Raw genomic sequence first — 16178 nt, 5'->3', positions numbered from 1 at the left:
TGGAGAATCAGAACATGATCATCGAAGTCAAAGTGCCGCAACTGTCGGAATCCGTTTCCGAAGCGACCCTGGTGAGCTGGCACGCAGTTGAAGGCCAGGCTGTGAAGCGCGACCAGAACCTGATCGATATTGAAACCGACAAGGTCGTGCTGGAAACACCGGCCCCGGCCGATGGCGTGATCGTCAAGATCGTCAAGGGCAATGGCTCCACCGTTGTAAGTGGCGAATTGATTGCCCACATCGACACTGAAGCCAAGGCTGGTGCCGTGGCCCCGGCCGCAGCAGCAGCGCCTGCCGCTCCGGCCGCTACCGCGCCGGCCGCAGCAGCGGCCGCCTCCGGTAGCGGCCCGGCCGCCCGCAAGATCCTCGCTGAGAAGGGCGTGGACCCCTCCGCGGTACAAGGGTCCGGCCCCGGAGGCCGTGTGACCAAGGCGGATGCCCTGGGCGTGAGCAAGCCTGCTACGGGCAGCTCGGTTTCCGCCCCGGCGGTGGTCGCTCCGGCCGCAACTTCGACTGCCGCTCTGCCGCAACCGCCTGTGCCGCCGGCTGTTGAAGCCGTACTCTCTGATCGCCCGGAAGAGCGGGTGCCGATGAGCCGCCTGCGTGCCCGCGTGGCGGAACGCCTGCTGCAATCGCAAGCTACCAACGCCATCCTGACGACCTTCAACGAAGTGAACATGGCTCCGGTCATGGAACTGCGCAAGAAGTACGTCGAAAAGTTCGAAAAGGAACACGGCATCAAGCTCGGCTTTATGTCCTTCTTCGTCAAGGCTGCAGTCGCCGCGCTGAAGAAGTACCCGGTGCTGAACGCCTCTGTCGATGGCAATGACATCGTCTATCACGGCTATTTCGACATCGGTATCGCGGTCGGTTCGCCGCGTGGCCTGGTGGTGCCGATTCTGCGCAATGCCGACCAGCTGTCGATTGCGCAGATCGAGAAGAAGATTGCCGAATTCGGTGCCAAGGCCAAGGAGGGCAAGCTCTCCATGGAAGATCTCTCCGGCGGCACCTTCTCAATCTCCAACGGTGGCGTGTTCGGCTCGATGCTTTCGACCCCGATCATCAACCCGCCACAGTCCGCAATTCTCGGCATCCATGCCACCAAGGATCGCCCGGTGGTTGAAAACGGTCAGATCGTGATCCGCCCGATCAACTACCTCGCCATGTCCTATGACCATCGCATCATCGATGGCCGCGAGGCTGTACTGGGTCTGGTGGCGATGAAGGAAGCGCTGGAAGATCCGGCCCGTCTGCTGCTGGATATCTGATAACGGCGAATGCTCCGGGGCTGGTGCTCCGGAGCTTTACCCAAGGAATAAGGAATTCACATGAGCCAAGAATTCGACGTCGTAGTCATCGGCGGTGGTCCCGCCGGTTACGTGGCCGCCATCCGTGCTTCTCAGCTGGGCCTGAAGACCGCCTGCTGTGAATCCGAGGCCTATGCAGACCCCAAGGGCGAGCCGCGTCTGGGCGGCACCTGCCTGAACGTGGGTTGTATTCCGTCCAAGGCCCTGCTGCACTCGTCCGAACTGTACGATCAGGCAACTCACTCGTTTGTCATGCACGGCATCAAGGCCGATAACGTGACCATCGATGTGCCCTCGATGATCAAGCGCAAGGACAATATCGTCACCCAGCTGGTTACCGGCATCAAAGGCCTGTTCAAGAAGTACAAGGTTACCTTCATTCCTGGGCATGGCAGTTTCGTGGCCAATGCGGATGGCAAGTGGCAGGTGAAAATCGGTGAAGAAATCGTGACCGCCACCCACGTCATCGTGGCGACCGGTTCGCACGCGCGCCATCTTCCAGCTATCCCGGTGGACCAGCAATTGGTGGTCGACAACATCGGTGCGCTGAATATCTCCGGCGTACCCAAGCGCCTCGGCGTGATCGGTGCTGGTGTGATCGGCCTCGAAATGAGCTCGGTGTGGAAGCGCCTCGGCTCCGAAGTCACCATCCTTGAGGCCATGCCGGATTTCCTTGCGGCGGCTGATGCCAACGTGGCCAAGGAAGCCTGGAAGATCTTCACCAGCAAGCAAGGCCTGAATATCCAGATGGGTGTGCAGATCAAGGAAGTGACCCCCAAGAAGAAGACCGTTGTCATCAAGTACGAAAACGATGACGGTGATCAGACCTTGGAAGTCGACAAGCTCATCGTGGCTGTGGGCCGCGTGCCCAACACCGCAGGCCTGAATGCCGAAGCCGTGGGCCTCGCGCTCGACGAGCGCGGCCGGATTGCCGTGGATCACCACTGCGCCACGAACCTGCCGAACGTGTGGGCGGTGGGCGACGTGGTGCCGGGCCCGATGCTGGCGCACAAGGGCATGGAAGAGGGCGTGATGGTGGCTGAGCGTATCGCGGGTCAAGGCACCACCCTGAACCACGACACGATTCCCTGGGTCATCTACACCCATCCGGAAATTGCCTGGGTCGGCAAGACCGAGCAGGAGCTCAAGGCTGGCAACGTGCCCTACAAGCAAGGGCAGATTCCTTTCCTGGCTAACGGGCGCGCGCTCGGTCAGGGTGACACCACCGGCTTCGTCAAGGTGCTGGCGCATGCTGAAACCGACCAGATTCTGGGCGTGCACATCATCGGCACCAATGCCTCCGAATTGATTGCCGAAGCCGTGGTGACCATGGAGTTTGCCGGCGCCGCCGAAGATCTGGCGCGTACTTGCCATGCGCACCCGACCCTGTCGGAAGCCATGCATGAGGCAGCTCTCGCAGTCGACAAGCGTTCTTTGCACTTCTAAATAGATTGCACTGAGCATCAGCGAAGGGCAAAGGCCAAAACCTTTGCCCTTCTTCGTTTTGCAGCGAAGTTCGCATACATGTCGCCGAACGAAATTTGCAGGAGCCTTCTGGAGCGCTTCCCCTGCACAGAACAAACCTTCCAGAGGCTGGAATTACCGAGGCAAGAGCATGGACTCACATCAGATCCTCAACGTCCCAGAATTCGGCGTGCGCGATGCCTACGACGCCTTGCTCGGTATGCGCGGCTATAAGGCCGATGCAGCACAATTGCGCGCGATTTCCCGCTTGCAGCAGCTTTACTCAGAGCTGTTGAGCTTCAAGGCGCAGCGCCGCACGGCTTTGCGCAAGCTCTTCATTCATCCGGATCTGCCACGCAGCGTTTTCCTGTGGGGCGGGGTGGGGCGGGGCAAGAGCTTCATCATGGATTGCTTCTTTGATGCCGTGCCCTACAAGCGCAAGCGCCGGGTGCACTTTCATGCCTTCATGCACGAGATGCACGCCCAATTGCGTGCGCATCAGAACGAGGATGACCCACTCGCCCGGGTGGCCGAAGACATCGCGAAGCAGACGCGCCTGTTGTGCTTCGACGAGTTCCACGTTTCCGACATCGCCGATGCGATGATTCTCGGCCGTCTCTTGCAGGCGCTATTCGAGCGCGGTGTGGTGTTCGTAATGACCTCCAATTACCCGCCGGATGGTCTCTATCCAAATGGTCTGCAGCGGCAGAATTTCCTGCCGACCATTGCGCTTATCAAACAGCAGTTTGACGTGGTCGAGGTCGATGACGGTACCGACTACCGCCTGCGCAGTCTTGAATCCATGAATATCTTCATTACGCCGGCAGACGAGGCAGCTCAGCGCGAGCTGGCTGGGCACTTTGGCAAGATGGCGGGTACGCCCGGCAGCCCCGGCGAAATCACGGTACTGGAGCGTAAGCTGCCGGTGCGAAGGGTTGCGCCCGGCGTGGTGTGGTTCGATTTCGCTACTTTGTGCGGCGGCCCGCGCTCGCAGAACGATTACCTGGATATCGCCCGCGAATATCACACCGTACTACTCTCGAATGTGCCGGTGATGACCCGGGAACAAGGCAACGAAGCCCGCCGTTTCACCTGGCTGATCGATGTGCTCTACGAAGCGCGGGTGAAGCTGATCGTCAGCGCAGCGACTGAGGCCGTCGAGCTCTATCGCGAAGGCCCCAATGCTCAGGAATTTCCGCGGACCGTGTCACGCCTGATCGAGATGCGCTCGCGCGAATATCTGGCGGAGCCGCACCGGGCGGGTTGAGTACCCGCCGCGGTGAGGGCCGTGTTCAGTCTTCGCCGACCCACAGTTCGGCGTTCGGCAGGTCTGCAGCGGTGGTCTGGAAGGTCGGTTCCAGGCCTTTCGCCTGCTGTGCTTCGTAATCCTTGAGCGAATCCAGCGCGGGCTTTTGCAGGAACAGGATGGCCACGATATTGAGCCAGGCCATGATGCCCACGCCGATGTCACCCAGCGTCCAGGCCAGATCAGCCGAACGCACAGCACCATATAGACAGGCGGCTAGCGACACCACTTTCAGCACGAACAGCAACCAGGGGCGGCCCACCTTGCGGTTGATGTAGGCTACATTCGTTTCGGCGATGTAGTAGTAGGCGATGATCGTTGTGAAGGCGAAGAAGAACAGCGCACCCGCCACAAAGATGCTGCCGAAGCCGGGCAGCACGGATTCCACTGCGGCCTGGGTGAAAGCCGGGCCGACTTCGGTGCCGGGCAGGGCGTTTCTCAGCATCGTGCCGTCCAGCCCCTTTACGTTGTAAAGGCCGGTGATCAGCAGCATGAAGGCGGTTGCTGAGCACACGAAGAGCGTGTCGACATAGATCGAGAAGGCCTGCACGATGCCTTGCTTGGCCGGGTGGCTCACCTCGGCGGCGGCTGCCGGGTGCGGGCCGCTGCCCTGACCGGCTTCGTTGGAGAACACGCCGCGTTTCACGCCCCACTGGATGGCTGAGCCGAGCATGGCGCCGAAGGCGGCGTCGGCCCCGAAGGCGCTGCTGAAGATCAGGTTCAGCACGCCCGGCAGCTTGTCGATGTTCAGGCCGATCACCACGCAGGCAATCAGGATGTAGCCCAGCGCCATGAAGGGCACCACGATTTCGGCGAAGCGCGCGATGCGTTTCACACCGCCAAAGATGATCAAGCCCAGCAGCACCACGATGATGGCCGCCGAAACTTCCGGTGCGATGCCCAGCGAGTTCTTGAGGCCGGAGGCGATGCTGTTGGCTTGCACGCCCGGCAGCAGGAAACCCATCGAGATGATGGTGGCGAGTGCGAAGACCCAGGCGTACTTTTTCCAGCCCAGGCCTTTCTCGATGTAATAGGCCGGGCCGCCGCGATACAGGCCGTCGTTCTGTTCCTTGTAGATCTGGCCGAGGGTGGACTCGATGTAAGCCGTGGAGGCGCCGAGGAAAGCCGTCATCCACATCCAGAACACCGCGCCAGGACCACCGTAAGCGATGGCCGCCGCCACGCCGGCGATGTTGCCAGTGCCGACTCGACCCGAGAGCGACATGGCCAGTGCCTGGAAGGAAGATACGCCGGCGTCCGAACCTTTGCCGTCGAACATCAGACGGAACATCTCGCGAATATGGCGAACCTGCATGAAGCGGGTACGGATCGAGAAATAGAGGCCCACGCCCAGGCACAGGAAAACGAGGGCCGGGCTCCAGATGATGCTGTTGATCTGATTGACGATGGCTTCCATGCGCGGAACTCCATGACGAGAAGTGTTGAGTGAGCATACCGGTGCAGGTATTCGAACAGGCACGCGGAACGGTATGGAAAGCGATGCATGGTGCCGCAAGTTTTGTGCGCGGATCAAGAAATTACGGTGATTCCGTGCGCACTCATCTCGAGGCTGTAGCTTTTGATGCCTTGGGCGTCGGTGGCGGGGTATCATGCCGGCCCCCCTCGAAGTGCCTTTTCCATGATTTTCGTAAAAAACGTGACGCTGCGTCGTGGCGTCAAGGTCGTGCTCGACCGCGCCTCAGTCAATTTCGCGCCCGGTGAAAAGATCGGTCTGGTTGGCCGCAATGGCGCCGGCAAGTCCTCCTTCTTCGGTCTGCTCAATGGCACGCTGCATGAAGACAGCGGCGAGTTCTCGATTCCCACCCAGTGGCAGATGGCCCAGGTGGCGCAGGACATGCCGGAGACCGAGCAGAGCGCGACCGACTTCGTGATCGAGGGCGACAGCGTGCTGCTTGCTGCACGCGCGGAAGTCGCTGCGGCCGAAGCCAGTGACGATGGCATGGCCATGGCTCACGCTTACATGGCGCTCAACGATGCCGGCGAGCATGATGCGGCTTCGCGTGCCCAGGCCCTGATTCTTGGCCTCGGTTTCTCTACCGCCCAGCTCGATCAGCCGGTGAACAGCTTCTCCGGGGGGTGGCGCATGCGTCTGCAACTGGCGCGCGCCCTGATGTGTCCCTCGGATCTGCTCCTGCTGGATGAACCGACCAATCACCTGGATCTGGACGCCTTGGTGTGGCTCGAAGCCTGGCTCAAGCGCTATGCCGGCACTATGGTGGTGATCAGTCACGACCGCGAGTTCCTCGATGCAGTGACTCAGGTGACGGTGCACGTCGACAACGCGAAGCTCGTGCGCTACGGCGGCAACTACAGCCGCTTTGAGGAAATGCGTGCCGAACAGATGCTGCTGCAGCAAGCGGCGCTGGCCAAGCAGGCGGACAAGATTGCCCACCTGCAGAAATTCATCGACCGCTTCAAGGCCAAAGCCAGCAAGGCCAAGCAGGCGCAGAGCCGTGTCAAGGCGCTGGAGCGGATGGAAAAGGTCGCCCCGGTGTTGGCGGATGCGGAATTCACCTTTGAATTCAAGGAACCGAACAATGTGCCGAACCCGATGCTGTCGATGCTGGACGCCAGCTTCGGCTACCCGCCGGCGGACGACGCACCTGCTGGCACGCCGCCCACCACCATCGTGCGCAACATCAACCGCTCGGTGCTGGCCGGCCAGCGCATCGGCATCCTGGGGGCCAACGGCCAGGGCAAATCCACCCTGGTGAAGACTGTGGCCCATGCACTCATCCCCACGCATGGCGAGATCAGCGAGGGCAAGGGTCTGAACATCGGCTACTTCGCCCAGCAGGAGCTGGACGTGCTGGATCCCGAAGCTTCGCCCTTGTTGCACATGGTGCGCCTGGCTCAGAGCCTGCCTGCCAACCTAAGGGGCGGGCAGGGGACGGGCGAACAGGCCTTGCGAACCTATCTCGGTACCTTCAATTTCGGCGGCGAGATGGTGCACCAGCCGGTCGGCACCATGAGCGGCGGCGAGAAAGCGCGCCTGGTGCTGTGCATGATCGTGTGGCAGCGCCCGAACCTGCTCTTGCTCGATGAGCCGACCAATCACCTGGATCTCACCACGCGCGATGCACTCGGTGTGGCACTCAATGAATTTGAGGGCACGGTGATGCTGGTGAGCCACGACCGGGCGTTATTGAGATCTGTGTGCGACGAGTTCTGGCTGGTCTCCAAGGGCCGTGTCGAACCCTTCGACGGCGATCTGGAGGACTACCAGCAGTTCCTGCTCGATGAAGCGCGCCGGGTGCGTGAAGAGGCGGCGGCTGCGCTCAAGAAGGGTAAGTGACAGCGCTGTTGTCGCCCATAAAAAAAGCGCCTTCCGGCGCTTTTTTTATGTCTTGAACGCTGCTTACTTCAGCTTCTGCACCTTGGCGTAAGCCTCCAGCAGCTTGCCGTGCATCACGCAGCCCTCCAGATTCATCCCCGCCGAGGGCGTGCCGAAGAAGCGCAGCTCGCCGCTGAGCGTCACCATGGCCAGCTCCAGGGTTTCCTTGCCGTAGAGGCCCAGCAGAGCTTCCATGTAGCGCTCGTCGTCGTCCAGGCGCAACAGGTTCTCGATGCAGCTATAGACGCGGCGACGCGCCGGGTTGATCTGGGAGAAGTTGCTCACCCACAGCAGGCCCGCGTCCACGGCTTCTTCATCTCCGATGGCGAGCGCCAGCAGGCACTTGAGCTCGCCTACGCGGAGATCCGCCCACAGACTGTCCGGATCGGCGGCCAGACCGATGAGGGCGGCGACTGGCTTCTGCTCGTCCAGATCAATGTCGTTCAGCGCTTCGAGCAGCTCGGCGCATTGCGGCTCGGTGAGGTCCTGCCAGTGCAGGATGCTCGGGCGCAGTTCGTTGCCGATGCTGTTGTTGTCGAAGTCCAGCTCGTCCAGCGGGTAGATCTCTGACATGCCCGGCACGATGATGCGGCAGGTATACACGCCCAGATGTGTGAAGTCCGCGACCAGAATGTCGTGACCGGCGGCGTGGATGATGCCGGCGAGGCGCTCGAAATCTTCTGCCGTGCTGCCGGCGAAGTTCCAGTCACAGAATGCGAAGTCCGGCGTGTTGGCGAGGAAGTTCCAGTGCACCGTGCCGGAGGAGTCCACGAAGTGGATCTCGGTATTGGGCGTCGAGGCTACGTCTTCGAGGTCGTGGCTGGCGGCCGGGAAGCCGTCGAGCGCATCCAGCGCACGGCCCTGCAGTAGTTCGGTCAGCGCCCGCTCCAGCGCCACTTCGAAGCGCGGATGGGCGCCGAAACTCACGAATACGCCCTGATCGTGCGGGTTCAGCAGCGTGACGTTGATGACAGGGAATTCGCCGCCGAGCGAGGCGTCACGCACCAGAATGCCGAAACCGGCCTCGCGCAGGCCCTTGATGCCGGCGGCAATGGCCGGGTAGCGGGCGATCACTTCTGCCGGCACTTCCGGCAGGCACAGGCCTTCGCGGATCACCTTGAACTTCACATGGCGCTCAAGGATTTCGGACAGGGCCTGGGCACGGGCTTCGGTCGGCGTGTTGCCGGCCGACATACCGTTGCTCACGTACAGGTTGGAGATGATGTTGACCGGCATGAACACGGTTTCACCATCGCGTTGGCGCAGATAGGGGATCGTGCAGATGCCGCGCTCCAGATTGCCGGTGTTCATATCCACCAGGGCTTCGGAGTCGATTTCGCCATCCGGGTTGTAGAAGGCCTGCAGTTCCGGCGTCAGGATTCCTTCGGGCCATTCCCATTCGTCGTGGGTGGCGAACCACTTTTCTTGCGGGTAATGGGCGAACTGGCCGCTGGCGTTGGCTTCACCGAGGTAGTAGTGCGACCAAAAATAGTTGCAGGACAGGCGCTCGAAGAACTCGCCGAGGGCGCTGGCGCGGGCGGCGAGCTGGGTTGCCCCCTTGCCGTTGGTGTAGAGCAGGGGGCAATCCGCATCGCGCAGGTGTACCGACCATACGCCTTCCACCGGGTTGAGCCAGCTGTGTTCCTCGGCACGGAAGCCCACTGCGGCAAGCTTGGCCTGCAGGGTGGCGATGGTGGTTTCGAGGGAGGCATCCTTGCCAGGGATGAAGTGTTCGGGAGCGTTCATGGCGAGGTGCCGGGTGGAGAGGGGGAGCGCATCATACAGGGCCACACCCCGGGCGTCCGGAAAAGCTCTGTGTCCTAGGGGCTGGCCACCTACAATCGAAATCCCTTTATCCGGAGCTTTGCCATGCTGCGTCTGATTCTTGCCCTGCTGTGTTGTGCGTTCGCCCTGCCGCTGGCGGCCCAGCAGCAGATGGAAATCATTGCGCTGCGCCATCGCCTGCCCGAGCAGGTGCTGCCAACCCTGCAGCCCTTGCTGGAGCCAGGTGGCAGCCTGTCGGCCATGAGCGGCAAACTCATTGTGCGCACCACGCCTGCCAATCTGGCCCAATTGCGGCGAGCGCTGGAAGCCATCGACACGCCGGTGCGGCGCTTGCTGATTTCAGTGCGGCAGGGCGGCAGCCAGAGCCGTGAGGAGACTTATGTGGGGGCAGATGGCCGGGTGGTAATCCGCAACGGTGAAGTAGGCGGCGCCGTGCGCGCCGGCGCAGAGGCGGGCAGCCGGGAGCGGCGCGAGAACATTGTCTCTCAGGTGCAGACTGTGGAAGACGGCGAGGCCTTCATCCAGCTCGGCCAGTCCGTGCCGCAGCCGGTCACGCAGGTGGTGCAGGGGCCGGGCGGCACGACGGTGACGCGCACCACCCAGTACGTGAGTGCTGGCAGTGGCTTCGCTGCGCGGCCGCGCCTGGCGGGTGACAATGTGACGGTGTCGATCGCACCGCAGAGCCAGCGCATCGCGGGGAACGGGCGAGTGTCCGGCAGCGGGCTGACGACCACGGTGAGTGGCAAACTCGGGCAGTGGATTCCGCTCGGTGGCATCAGCCAGCAGAGCGAAACCTCTGGTCATGGGCTGACGAGTTATGAGCGTGGGCGCAGCGAAACGAGCAGTGAGTACTGGATCCGGGTCGAGTCGCTGGACTGAGCGCGGGGGCAAATCTACTGCGCGACGCAAGCTCGACACTCCGGTGCTCAACGTATCCACATACGTTTCCGCTCCTCATGTCGATCTTGTATCGCTCGCTACGATTTTCCACCCGCGCTGGTTTGGATGCGCCGCAAGCCGCGGCGCAGCTGGCGGGCGTTGCGTAGCTGCAGATCCACCCATAGCGGGCGCGGCGCGGCATGTGGCGTGATCCACACCGTGCGCATGCCTAGGCAATGTGCCGGGCGCAGGTTCATGGCGGTGTCTTCCACCATGATGCAGCGCGAGGCTGGCACCTTGAGCCGGCGCAGCACGGCGCGATAGGCGCGGATCTGCGGTTTGGGCTGGTAGCCCAGGTCTTCCACGGCGAAGCTGCCATCCATCACATGATCCAGGCCAGTCAGGCGCAGCACCTCGTCGACATAGCTGCGTGGCGCGTTCGAGAAGATGTATTTGCGCCCCGGCAAGGCGCGCAGGCTGGCCAACAGGGCGCGGTCGAAGACCAGCAGGGCGCCCAGATCCGGAAACTGATGGGTGGCAGCGAGGAAATCGGCCGGGCGCTCGGCGTGGTTGCGCACCATGCCGCGCAGGGTGGCGCCGAAGCGGCTCCAGTAATGCATGCGCAGGGCACTGGCCTCTTCGTGGCTGAGGTCGAGGCGACGGGCAAGGTAGACCGTCATGGCCCGGTTGATGTGCGGAAAGATGTGCACGCCGGCGTTGTGCAGGGTGTTGTCGAGATCGAACAACCAGACGGGAGTCATGCGCGAGCCTTGCGAAAGTGAGCCCTGATTGTATTGCCCTGTCGGGTTTGTGTGCGGTTGTATGCATAGCGTCTGCCTAGGCTGGAAGCTGGATTCATCCGTCTTCCATGCAGGCTGCCATGAGAACCTTGCTGCATCTGCCCGTACCCGCCATGCCCGCGCTGCTGCGCTTGCGGGCCCTGGTGCCGGTGGTTATTTTTGGCTGCGGGGTGCTGGCCAGTGTCGGGCTATGGCAGGCCCAGCAGCAGCAGCAGGCGGCTCAGCGCCAGGCTGCGTTTGATTTCCTGCTGAGCAAATTCGTGCGCCAGCTGGATGCGCACTTTGCTGCTTCAACTCAGGTGCTGCGGGGCGTGGCGGGCTATTTTGCAGCCAGCCGCGAGGTGGATCGCACCGGCTTCCGGCACTACGTGGCGGTATTGCGTCTGGGGGATCGCTATCCCGGCATCCAGGGGGTTGGTTTTGCGCAATTGCTTGCACCGGAGCAACTGGCCCGGCACGAGGCTCGGGTGCGTGCCGAGGGGTTTCCGAATTACGGCGTACGCCCGGCAGCTGCGCGCAGCTTCTACACCAGCATCCTGTTTCTGGAACCTTTTGACTGGCGCAATCAGCGTGCTTTTGGTTTTGACATGTTTACTAATCCGGTGCGTCGGGAGGCCATGGCGCGTGCCCGTGATAGCGGACAAGTCGCGCTCTCCGGGCGCGTCCATCTGGAGCAGGAAACCGATGAGGATGTGCAGGCCGGCGTGCTGCTCTATGTGCCGGTTTACCGTGAAGGCGAAGGTGGGCTGGATGTGGCGCAGCGGCGCGAGAGTCTGCAGGGCTGGGCCTTTGCGCCGCTGCGCATGAAGGATCTGGTAGGGCGCCTCTTGGCGCGCGAGTTGCCGGAGCTGCAGACACAACTGGCCTTCGAACTCTACGACAGTGCCACGGCGGATCCGGAGCAGCTCTTGTACCGCTCGGAGCGCTGGGCCGGGGCGAGCAGCCAGCACTATGTCAGCACGCTCACGCTGCAGGTGGCGGGGCGAAGCTGGAGTTTGCGGGCGCACTCGCTGCCTGGCTTCGAAGAGGGCGGCAAGGGCTTGCACGGACGCGGCATGCTGCTCCTCGGCACACTGGCCAGCGCACTGCTGGCCAGCCTGGTGGGGCTGATCCTCACCAGCCACGTGCGTACCGTCGAGGCCTTGCAGGAAAGTGCCGAGGTTCAGCAACAGCTGAGCCAGAGCCAGGCCGAGCTGCAGAGCGTGTTCGATACCTCGGGCGTGGGCATGCTGCAGGTGGATACCTTCGGTGTGGTGCGGCGGGTGAACCAGCGCATGGCAGAGATGTTTGGCCGGGTACGCGAAGGCATGCCGGGCATGCCCTACGAAAATCTGGTGCCGCCAGAAGACCGTGAGCGGGTGCGCCAGCGGATTGCGGAGCTGGTGAGCAGTGAGATGCGCGAGCTCAATATCGAACGGCGCTACTGCCGTGCCGACGGCACAAGTTTCTGGGGCATGCTTTCGGCGCGACGCCTGCTCGATCGGCAGGGCGGCACTATCGGCCTGGTCGGGGTGATCGTGGACATCACCGCGCGGCGCAACGCCGAACTGCACCTGACGCAATCCGAGCAGCGCTACCGCACGCTCACCGAGAGTATGCAGGATGTGGTGTGGTGCGTGGATCCGGTCGATATGCGAATTACTTATTGCAGCCCATCGCTGCGGGCGCTGTGCGGCTTCTGCGCGGAAGATGCGCTGCTTGGCGGGCTAGCCATGCTGTTCGGGGCGCGTCGCACGGAATGGCTGCAGGCACGTTGGCGGGAGCGCGTGGAGTGCTATCGCCGCGGCGAGGTGGAGGCTGGGCATGCCTGGCTGGACGAACTGGAGCACCTGTGCGCGCAGGGTGGGGCGGTACCGGTGGAGCTGAGTAGTTGTTGCATGGTGGACCCGGAGGGCGGAGCCCTGCTACTGCGCTGCGTGACGCGCAATATTAGTGAGCGCAAGCGCCATGAGCAGGCTCAGCGCGTGGCTGCGGTGGCGTTTGAATCGCACGAGAGCATGCTGGTGACCAATGCGGCCGGCGTCATCATCAAAGTGAACCAGGCTTTCTGCGACCTCACCGGTTTCAGTTCCGAGGAGGTGTTGGGCAAGACTCCGCGCTTGCTCCACTCCGGTCGTCACGATGTCGAGTTCTATGCTGAGATGTGGCGCTGCATCAACAATTCCGGCTTCTGGCAGGGCGAGATCTGGAATCGTCACAAGGATGGTCGCGTCTATCCGGTGTGGCTCACCATCACCGCCGTGCGTGACGAGGAGGGGCGCACCACGCATTACGTTGGCAGCTCCTTTGATATTACGCGCCAGGTGCAGCACCAGAGCGAGATCCGCAACTTGGCCTTCTATGATCCGCTCACCGGGCTGGCCAACCGGCGGCTGTTCGCGGATCGCCTCGGCCATGCCTTTGCCAAGAGCGGACGCAGCAAGCGCTTCGGCGCCGTGCTCTATATCGATCTGGATCGCTTCAAGGAAGTGAATGACTCCCTGGGCCATGCCGAAGGGGATCGCCTGCTGGAACTGGTGGCTGATCGCATCTCTACCAATGTGCGTGAGGGCGACACGGTGGCGCGCTTTGGCGGGGACGAGTTCGTCGTGTTGCTCGAAGACGTGGGCGAGACCCGCGAAGAGGCGCTGTGCGTGGTCATCGCCGTAGCCGAGAAGCTGCGTCAGGCGCTGGCAACTCCTTACCACCTGCACGGCACCCAGCCGGGTGAGCATGTGTGCTCGTCGAGCATTGGCGTGGCGGTGTTCCGCGGCTCACAGGAGGAAATGGAGTCGGTGCTGCTGCGCGCGGACCGGGCGCTCTACGCGGCCAAGGATGGTGGGCGCAATGCGGTGTGTGTGGGTGAGGGCTGCGAGGAGGAAGAAGGAACGCGTCATCAGGACTGACTCGTCGTTTCTGCCGCCTGTTCCGGAACGGCACTTGGCTGCTTTCCTGCGCAGCCATTCCCCCGAAGTGTGTAGTTCTCAGCGATGGAACTGGATCACTGCGCGGCCATCTTCGATCTGCTTGGGGGCTGCTTTCCAGGCATGGCCGAAAACCAGCTCCAGGGTGAGGGGCAGGCGACCATCCTGCCGAGCTTGCTCCAGCGCGGCACGGGCGGCTTGCCAGCCCGCCTTGCCGGCGAGGCCACGCGGGCGGTTGGTGGCGGCATTGGTGGCACCCGCCGCGCGCAGGTCGCGGAAAATCGCGTCGGCATCCGGGTAGGTGAGCGTGAGGCGTTGCATGTCCATCACCGGGTCGGCAAAGCCCGCCTGCACCAGGCAATCGCCCAGGTCGTGCATGTCGATGAAGCGATGCACCCGCTCGCCGGCATGGTCCGGCAGGGCTGCACGTAGTTCTTTCAGGGTGTCCGGCCCCAGTGTGGCAAACATCAGCAGGCCGCCCACTTCCAGCACCCGATGACATTCCTTGATGGCTGGCAGCGGATCGCTCAACCAGTTCAGCAGCAGATTACTCCACACCAGTTGGGTGCTGGCACGCGCCAGTGGAAGGTGCTGGGCATCGGCGCAGACGAGTTGCGGGCCGGTGCTTTTGCCGAAGAGGCGCTGCAACAGGCCGCGTTGCGGTCGGGCCAGGTCGAGCCGGGGTTGGGCGAAGTCCAGCCCGATGCAGGAGGCCTCGGGATAGCGCTGGGCCAGCATGGGCAGATCCGCACCATGGCCGCAGCCCAGATCGAGGATGCGGCTTGGCGTGAGGCGGATGTAATCGAGGCGCTCGGCCATGCGGCTGCTGACTTCGCGGGCGAGAAAATCGCCTTGTGCAGCCTGCGGCGCCGAGGCGGCGAAGCGGTGGCGCAACAGGGCTTGATCGAGGGCGAAATCAGTGGATGTGGGCATGGCGGGAAATGAAAAAGGCGGGCAGCCTGCGCTGCCCGCCTTGAGTTTAATACGCGAGCCGACTCAGTGCTCGGCGGCTGCAGTGCTAGTCGGCGCAACTTCCTTGTGCGGCGCATGCGGATGCCAGCCAACCACAGCCATCATCACGGCAAAACCAATCACATAGGCCAGCACTACATGCCAGCCATGGCGCAGCCACTTGCCGGCCGAGCGCGCTTCCGGGTACATGTTGGAGAGCGCCACGCCCGCGGAGGAGCCGAACCACAGCATGGAACCGCCGAAGCCCACGCAGTAGGCCAATACGCCCCAGTCGAAGCCACCTTGGCGGATCGCCAGTGCGGTCAGCGGGATGTTGTCGAACACCGAGGAGACGAAACCCAGCCCCAGAGCACTCATCCACGAGGCCGGCGGCAGGGCTTCGACCGGCATCATCGAGGCAATCACCACCAGTGAGAGCAGGAAGACCGAGCCCTTGAAGGTTTCCGGCATCAACTCCCAGTCGTGGCGGCGGACCGGAATGGTGATCAGGATGGCCACCCACACGGCGACGCCGATGAATGGGAAGCTGTCCGAGATGTCGGCATAGTGAAGGTTCACGATGATGTTGGTGCCCATTGCCAGCAAAAGGATGGTGGCAACGATGCCAACGCGAGCCCAATCGATCTTGGTATGGGCGTGAGCATTCTTGAGGATCGGCGAGTAGGCATGCTGCTGTTTGGCACCGAAGTAGCCAATGATCAGCAGGGCGACACCGGCGGCCACGTAAGCATGCAGCACGTCGGCAGGCGAGATGCCGTCGATCCACATCATGGTGGTGGTGGTATCGCCGACTACGCTGCCCGAGCCACCGGCATTCGAGGCAGCCACGATGGCGGCGAGGTAGCCGATGTGCACTTTGCCCTTGAACAGCTGGTGAGCCATCGCACCGCCGATCAATGCGGCCGCGATGTTGTCGAGGAAGCTGGAGAGCACGAAGACCATCACCAGCATCATGAAGCCGCCCTTCCAGTCGTCCGGGAGGTACTTGGGCAGCACCACCGGCACATGGCTCTTCTCGAAGTGGCGGGCGAGGAGGGCGAAGCCCATCAAGAGGCACAGCAGATTGGCCAGGGTGACCCACTCATGGGCCAGATGCAGGCCCAGCCCAGCAAAGCCGGCGCCGAATTTGAAGCCGGTGAAGACCAGCTTGTAAACGGTGACGGTCACCAGCCCGCTGAGCGCGACTTGCAATGTGTAGTGGTGGAAGAGGGCCACGCCGAGCAGGGTGGCGGCGAAAATGAAGAACTCCAGTGGGATGCCGGCAATGGCCGGGCCGCCAGCCGCGAAAGCAGCAGGCGAGGCCAGCAACAGGGCCAGTAGCGAGAGAAGGCGTGACAGCTTTGACTTGAGCATGATGGACACGGGTGACTGGAAGGTAGGCGGAGTACAGCAAAAACGGGGCCTGCT

The 16178-nt window shown here is 62.6% G+C and carries 11 protein-coding genes; 6 read left to right on the top strand and 5 right to left on the bottom strand.

What is annotated here, in order from left to right:
• Positions 1 to 14: 14 nt before the first annotated feature.
• From odhB to zapE, 3 genes are all read left to right on the top strand, one after another.
• The gene (gene odhB, locus C0V76_RS04210) at positions 15 to 1268 is read left to right on the top strand and encodes a 2-oxoglutarate dehydrogenase complex dihydrolipoyllysine-residue succinyltransferase (RefSeq protein WP_101941136.1); all 1254 of its coding nucleotides are present in this window, start codon (positions 15 to 17) and stop codon (positions 1266 to 1268) included.
• Positions 1269 to 1328: 60 nt separating this feature from the next.
• Positions 1329 to 2753, top strand: a complete 1425-nt coding sequence (gene lpdA, locus C0V76_RS04205) for a dihydrolipoyl dehydrogenase (RefSeq protein WP_101941135.1) — start codon at positions 1329 to 1331, stop codon at positions 2751 to 2753.
• 169 nt (positions 2754 to 2922) lie between these two features.
• On the top strand, positions 2923 to 4038 hold the full coding sequence (gene zapE / locus C0V76_RS04200) for a cell division protein ZapE (protein WP_101941134.1): 1116 nt from the start codon (positions 2923 to 2925) through the stop codon (positions 4036 to 4038).
• A gap of 25 nt (positions 4039 to 4063) precedes the next feature.
• Here the strand turns inward: zapE and C0V76_RS04195 are convergent, their stop codons facing one another.
• Positions 4064 to 5494: a sodium:alanine symporter family protein gene (locus C0V76_RS04195; protein ID WP_101941133.1), complete on the bottom strand. Its 1431-nt coding sequence runs from the start codon at positions 5492 to 5494 to the stop codon at positions 4064 to 4066.
• 222 nt (positions 5495 to 5716) lie between these two features.
• Here C0V76_RS04195 and C0V76_RS04190 point away from each other — a divergent pair, with 222 nt between their 5' ends.
• Positions 5717 to 7393 (top strand): ABC-F family ATP-binding cassette domain-containing protein, encoded by a 1677-nt coding sequence (locus C0V76_RS04190; protein WP_101941132.1) that lies wholly within the window; start codon positions 5717 to 5719, stop codon positions 7391 to 7393.
• A 63-nt stretch (positions 7394 to 7456) separates the two neighbouring features.
• On the opposite strand, the gene ycaO is transcribed toward C0V76_RS04190, so the two are convergent.
• Positions 7457 to 9178: a 30S ribosomal protein S12 methylthiotransferase accessory factor YcaO gene (ycaO, locus tag C0V76_RS04185; RefSeq protein WP_101941131.1), complete on the bottom strand. Its 1722-nt coding sequence runs from the start codon at positions 9176 to 9178 to the stop codon at positions 7457 to 7459.
• A gap of 123 nt (positions 9179 to 9301) precedes the next feature.
• Here ycaO and C0V76_RS04180 point away from each other — a divergent pair, with 123 nt between their 5' ends.
• Positions 9302 to 10096, top strand: a complete 795-nt coding sequence (locus C0V76_RS04180; RefSeq protein WP_101941130.1) for a secretin N-terminal domain-containing protein — start codon at positions 9302 to 9304, stop codon at positions 10094 to 10096.
• A gap of 98 nt (positions 10097 to 10194) precedes the next feature.
• On the opposite strand, the gene C0V76_RS04175 is transcribed toward C0V76_RS04180, so the two are convergent.
• Positions 10195 to 10857, bottom strand: coding sequence for a pyrimidine 5'-nucleotidase (locus tag C0V76_RS04175; RefSeq protein ID WP_101941129.1), 663 nt, complete (start codon positions 10855 to 10857; stop codon positions 10195 to 10197).
• A 119-nt stretch (positions 10858 to 10976) separates the two neighbouring features.
• Here C0V76_RS04175 and C0V76_RS04170 point away from each other — a divergent pair, with 119 nt between their 5' ends.
• Positions 10977 to 13781: a CHASE domain-containing protein gene (locus C0V76_RS04170; RefSeq protein WP_158239141.1), complete on the top strand. Its 2805-nt coding sequence runs from the start codon at positions 10977 to 10979 to the stop codon at positions 13779 to 13781.
• A 78-nt stretch (positions 13782 to 13859) separates the two neighbouring features.
• Here C0V76_RS04170 and C0V76_RS04165 read toward each other — a convergent pair whose 3' ends face one another.
• Positions 13860 to 14732 (bottom strand): methyltransferase domain-containing protein, encoded by an 873-nt coding sequence (locus C0V76_RS04165; RefSeq protein WP_101941127.1) that lies wholly within the window; start codon positions 14730 to 14732, stop codon positions 13860 to 13862.
• Between the two features lie 63 nt (positions 14733 to 14795).
• The gene (locus C0V76_RS04160) at positions 14796 to 16124 is read right to left on the bottom strand and encodes a citrate transporter (RefSeq protein ID WP_216821653.1); all 1329 of its coding nucleotides are present in this window, start codon (positions 16122 to 16124) and stop codon (positions 14796 to 14798) included.
• Positions 16125 to 16178 lie beyond the last annotated feature (54 nt).

This window comes from Uliginosibacterium sp. TH139 (genome assembly GCF_002855595.1).
In the GTDB taxonomy this organism is placed as follows: domain Bacteria; phylum Pseudomonadota; class Gammaproteobacteria; order Burkholderiales; family Rhodocyclaceae; genus Uliginosibacterium; species Uliginosibacterium aquaticum.
This window is presented reverse-complemented; position numbering and strand designations above follow the sequence as displayed.

Bases quoted from the DNA above. Each gene is read 5' to 3' on its own strand.
- odhB (WP_101941136.1), top strand. From the start codon at position 15: ATGATCATCGAAGTCAAAGTGCCGCAACTGTCGGAATCCGTTTCCGAA.
- lpdA (WP_101941135.1), top strand. From the start codon at position 1,329: ATGAGCCAAGAATTCGACGTCGTAGTCATCGGCGGTGGTCCCGCCGGT.
- zapE (WP_101941134.1), top strand. From the start codon at position 2,923: ATGGACTCACATCAGATCCTCAACGTCCCAGAATTCGGCGTGCGCGAT.
- C0V76_RS04195 (WP_101941133.1), bottom strand. From the start codon at position 5,494: ATGGAAGCCATCGTCAATCAGATCAACAGCATCATCTGGAGCCCGGCC.
- C0V76_RS04190 (WP_101941132.1), top strand. From the start codon at position 5,717: ATGATTTTCGTAAAAAACGTGACGCTGCGTCGTGGCGTCAAGGTCGTG.
- ycaO (WP_101941131.1), bottom strand. From the start codon at position 9,178: ATGAACGCTCCCGAACACTTCATCCCTGGCAAGGATGCCTCCCTCGAA.
- C0V76_RS04180 (WP_101941130.1), top strand. From the start codon at position 9,302: ATGCTGCGTCTGATTCTTGCCCTGCTGTGTTGTGCGTTCGCCCTGCCG.
- C0V76_RS04175 (WP_101941129.1), bottom strand. From the start codon at position 10,857: ATGACTCCCGTCTGGTTGTTCGATCTCGACAACACCCTGCACAACGCC.
- C0V76_RS04170 (WP_158239141.1), top strand. From the start codon at position 10,977: ATGAGAACCTTGCTGCATCTGCCCGTACCCGCCATGCCCGCGCTGCTG.
- C0V76_RS04165 (WP_101941127.1), bottom strand. From the start codon at position 14,732: ATGCCCACATCCACTGATTTCGCCCTCGATCAAGCCCTGTTGCGCCAC.
- C0V76_RS04160 (WP_216821653.1), bottom strand. From the start codon at position 16,124: ATGCTCAAGTCAAAGCTGTCACGCCTTCTCTCGCTACTGGCCCTGTTG.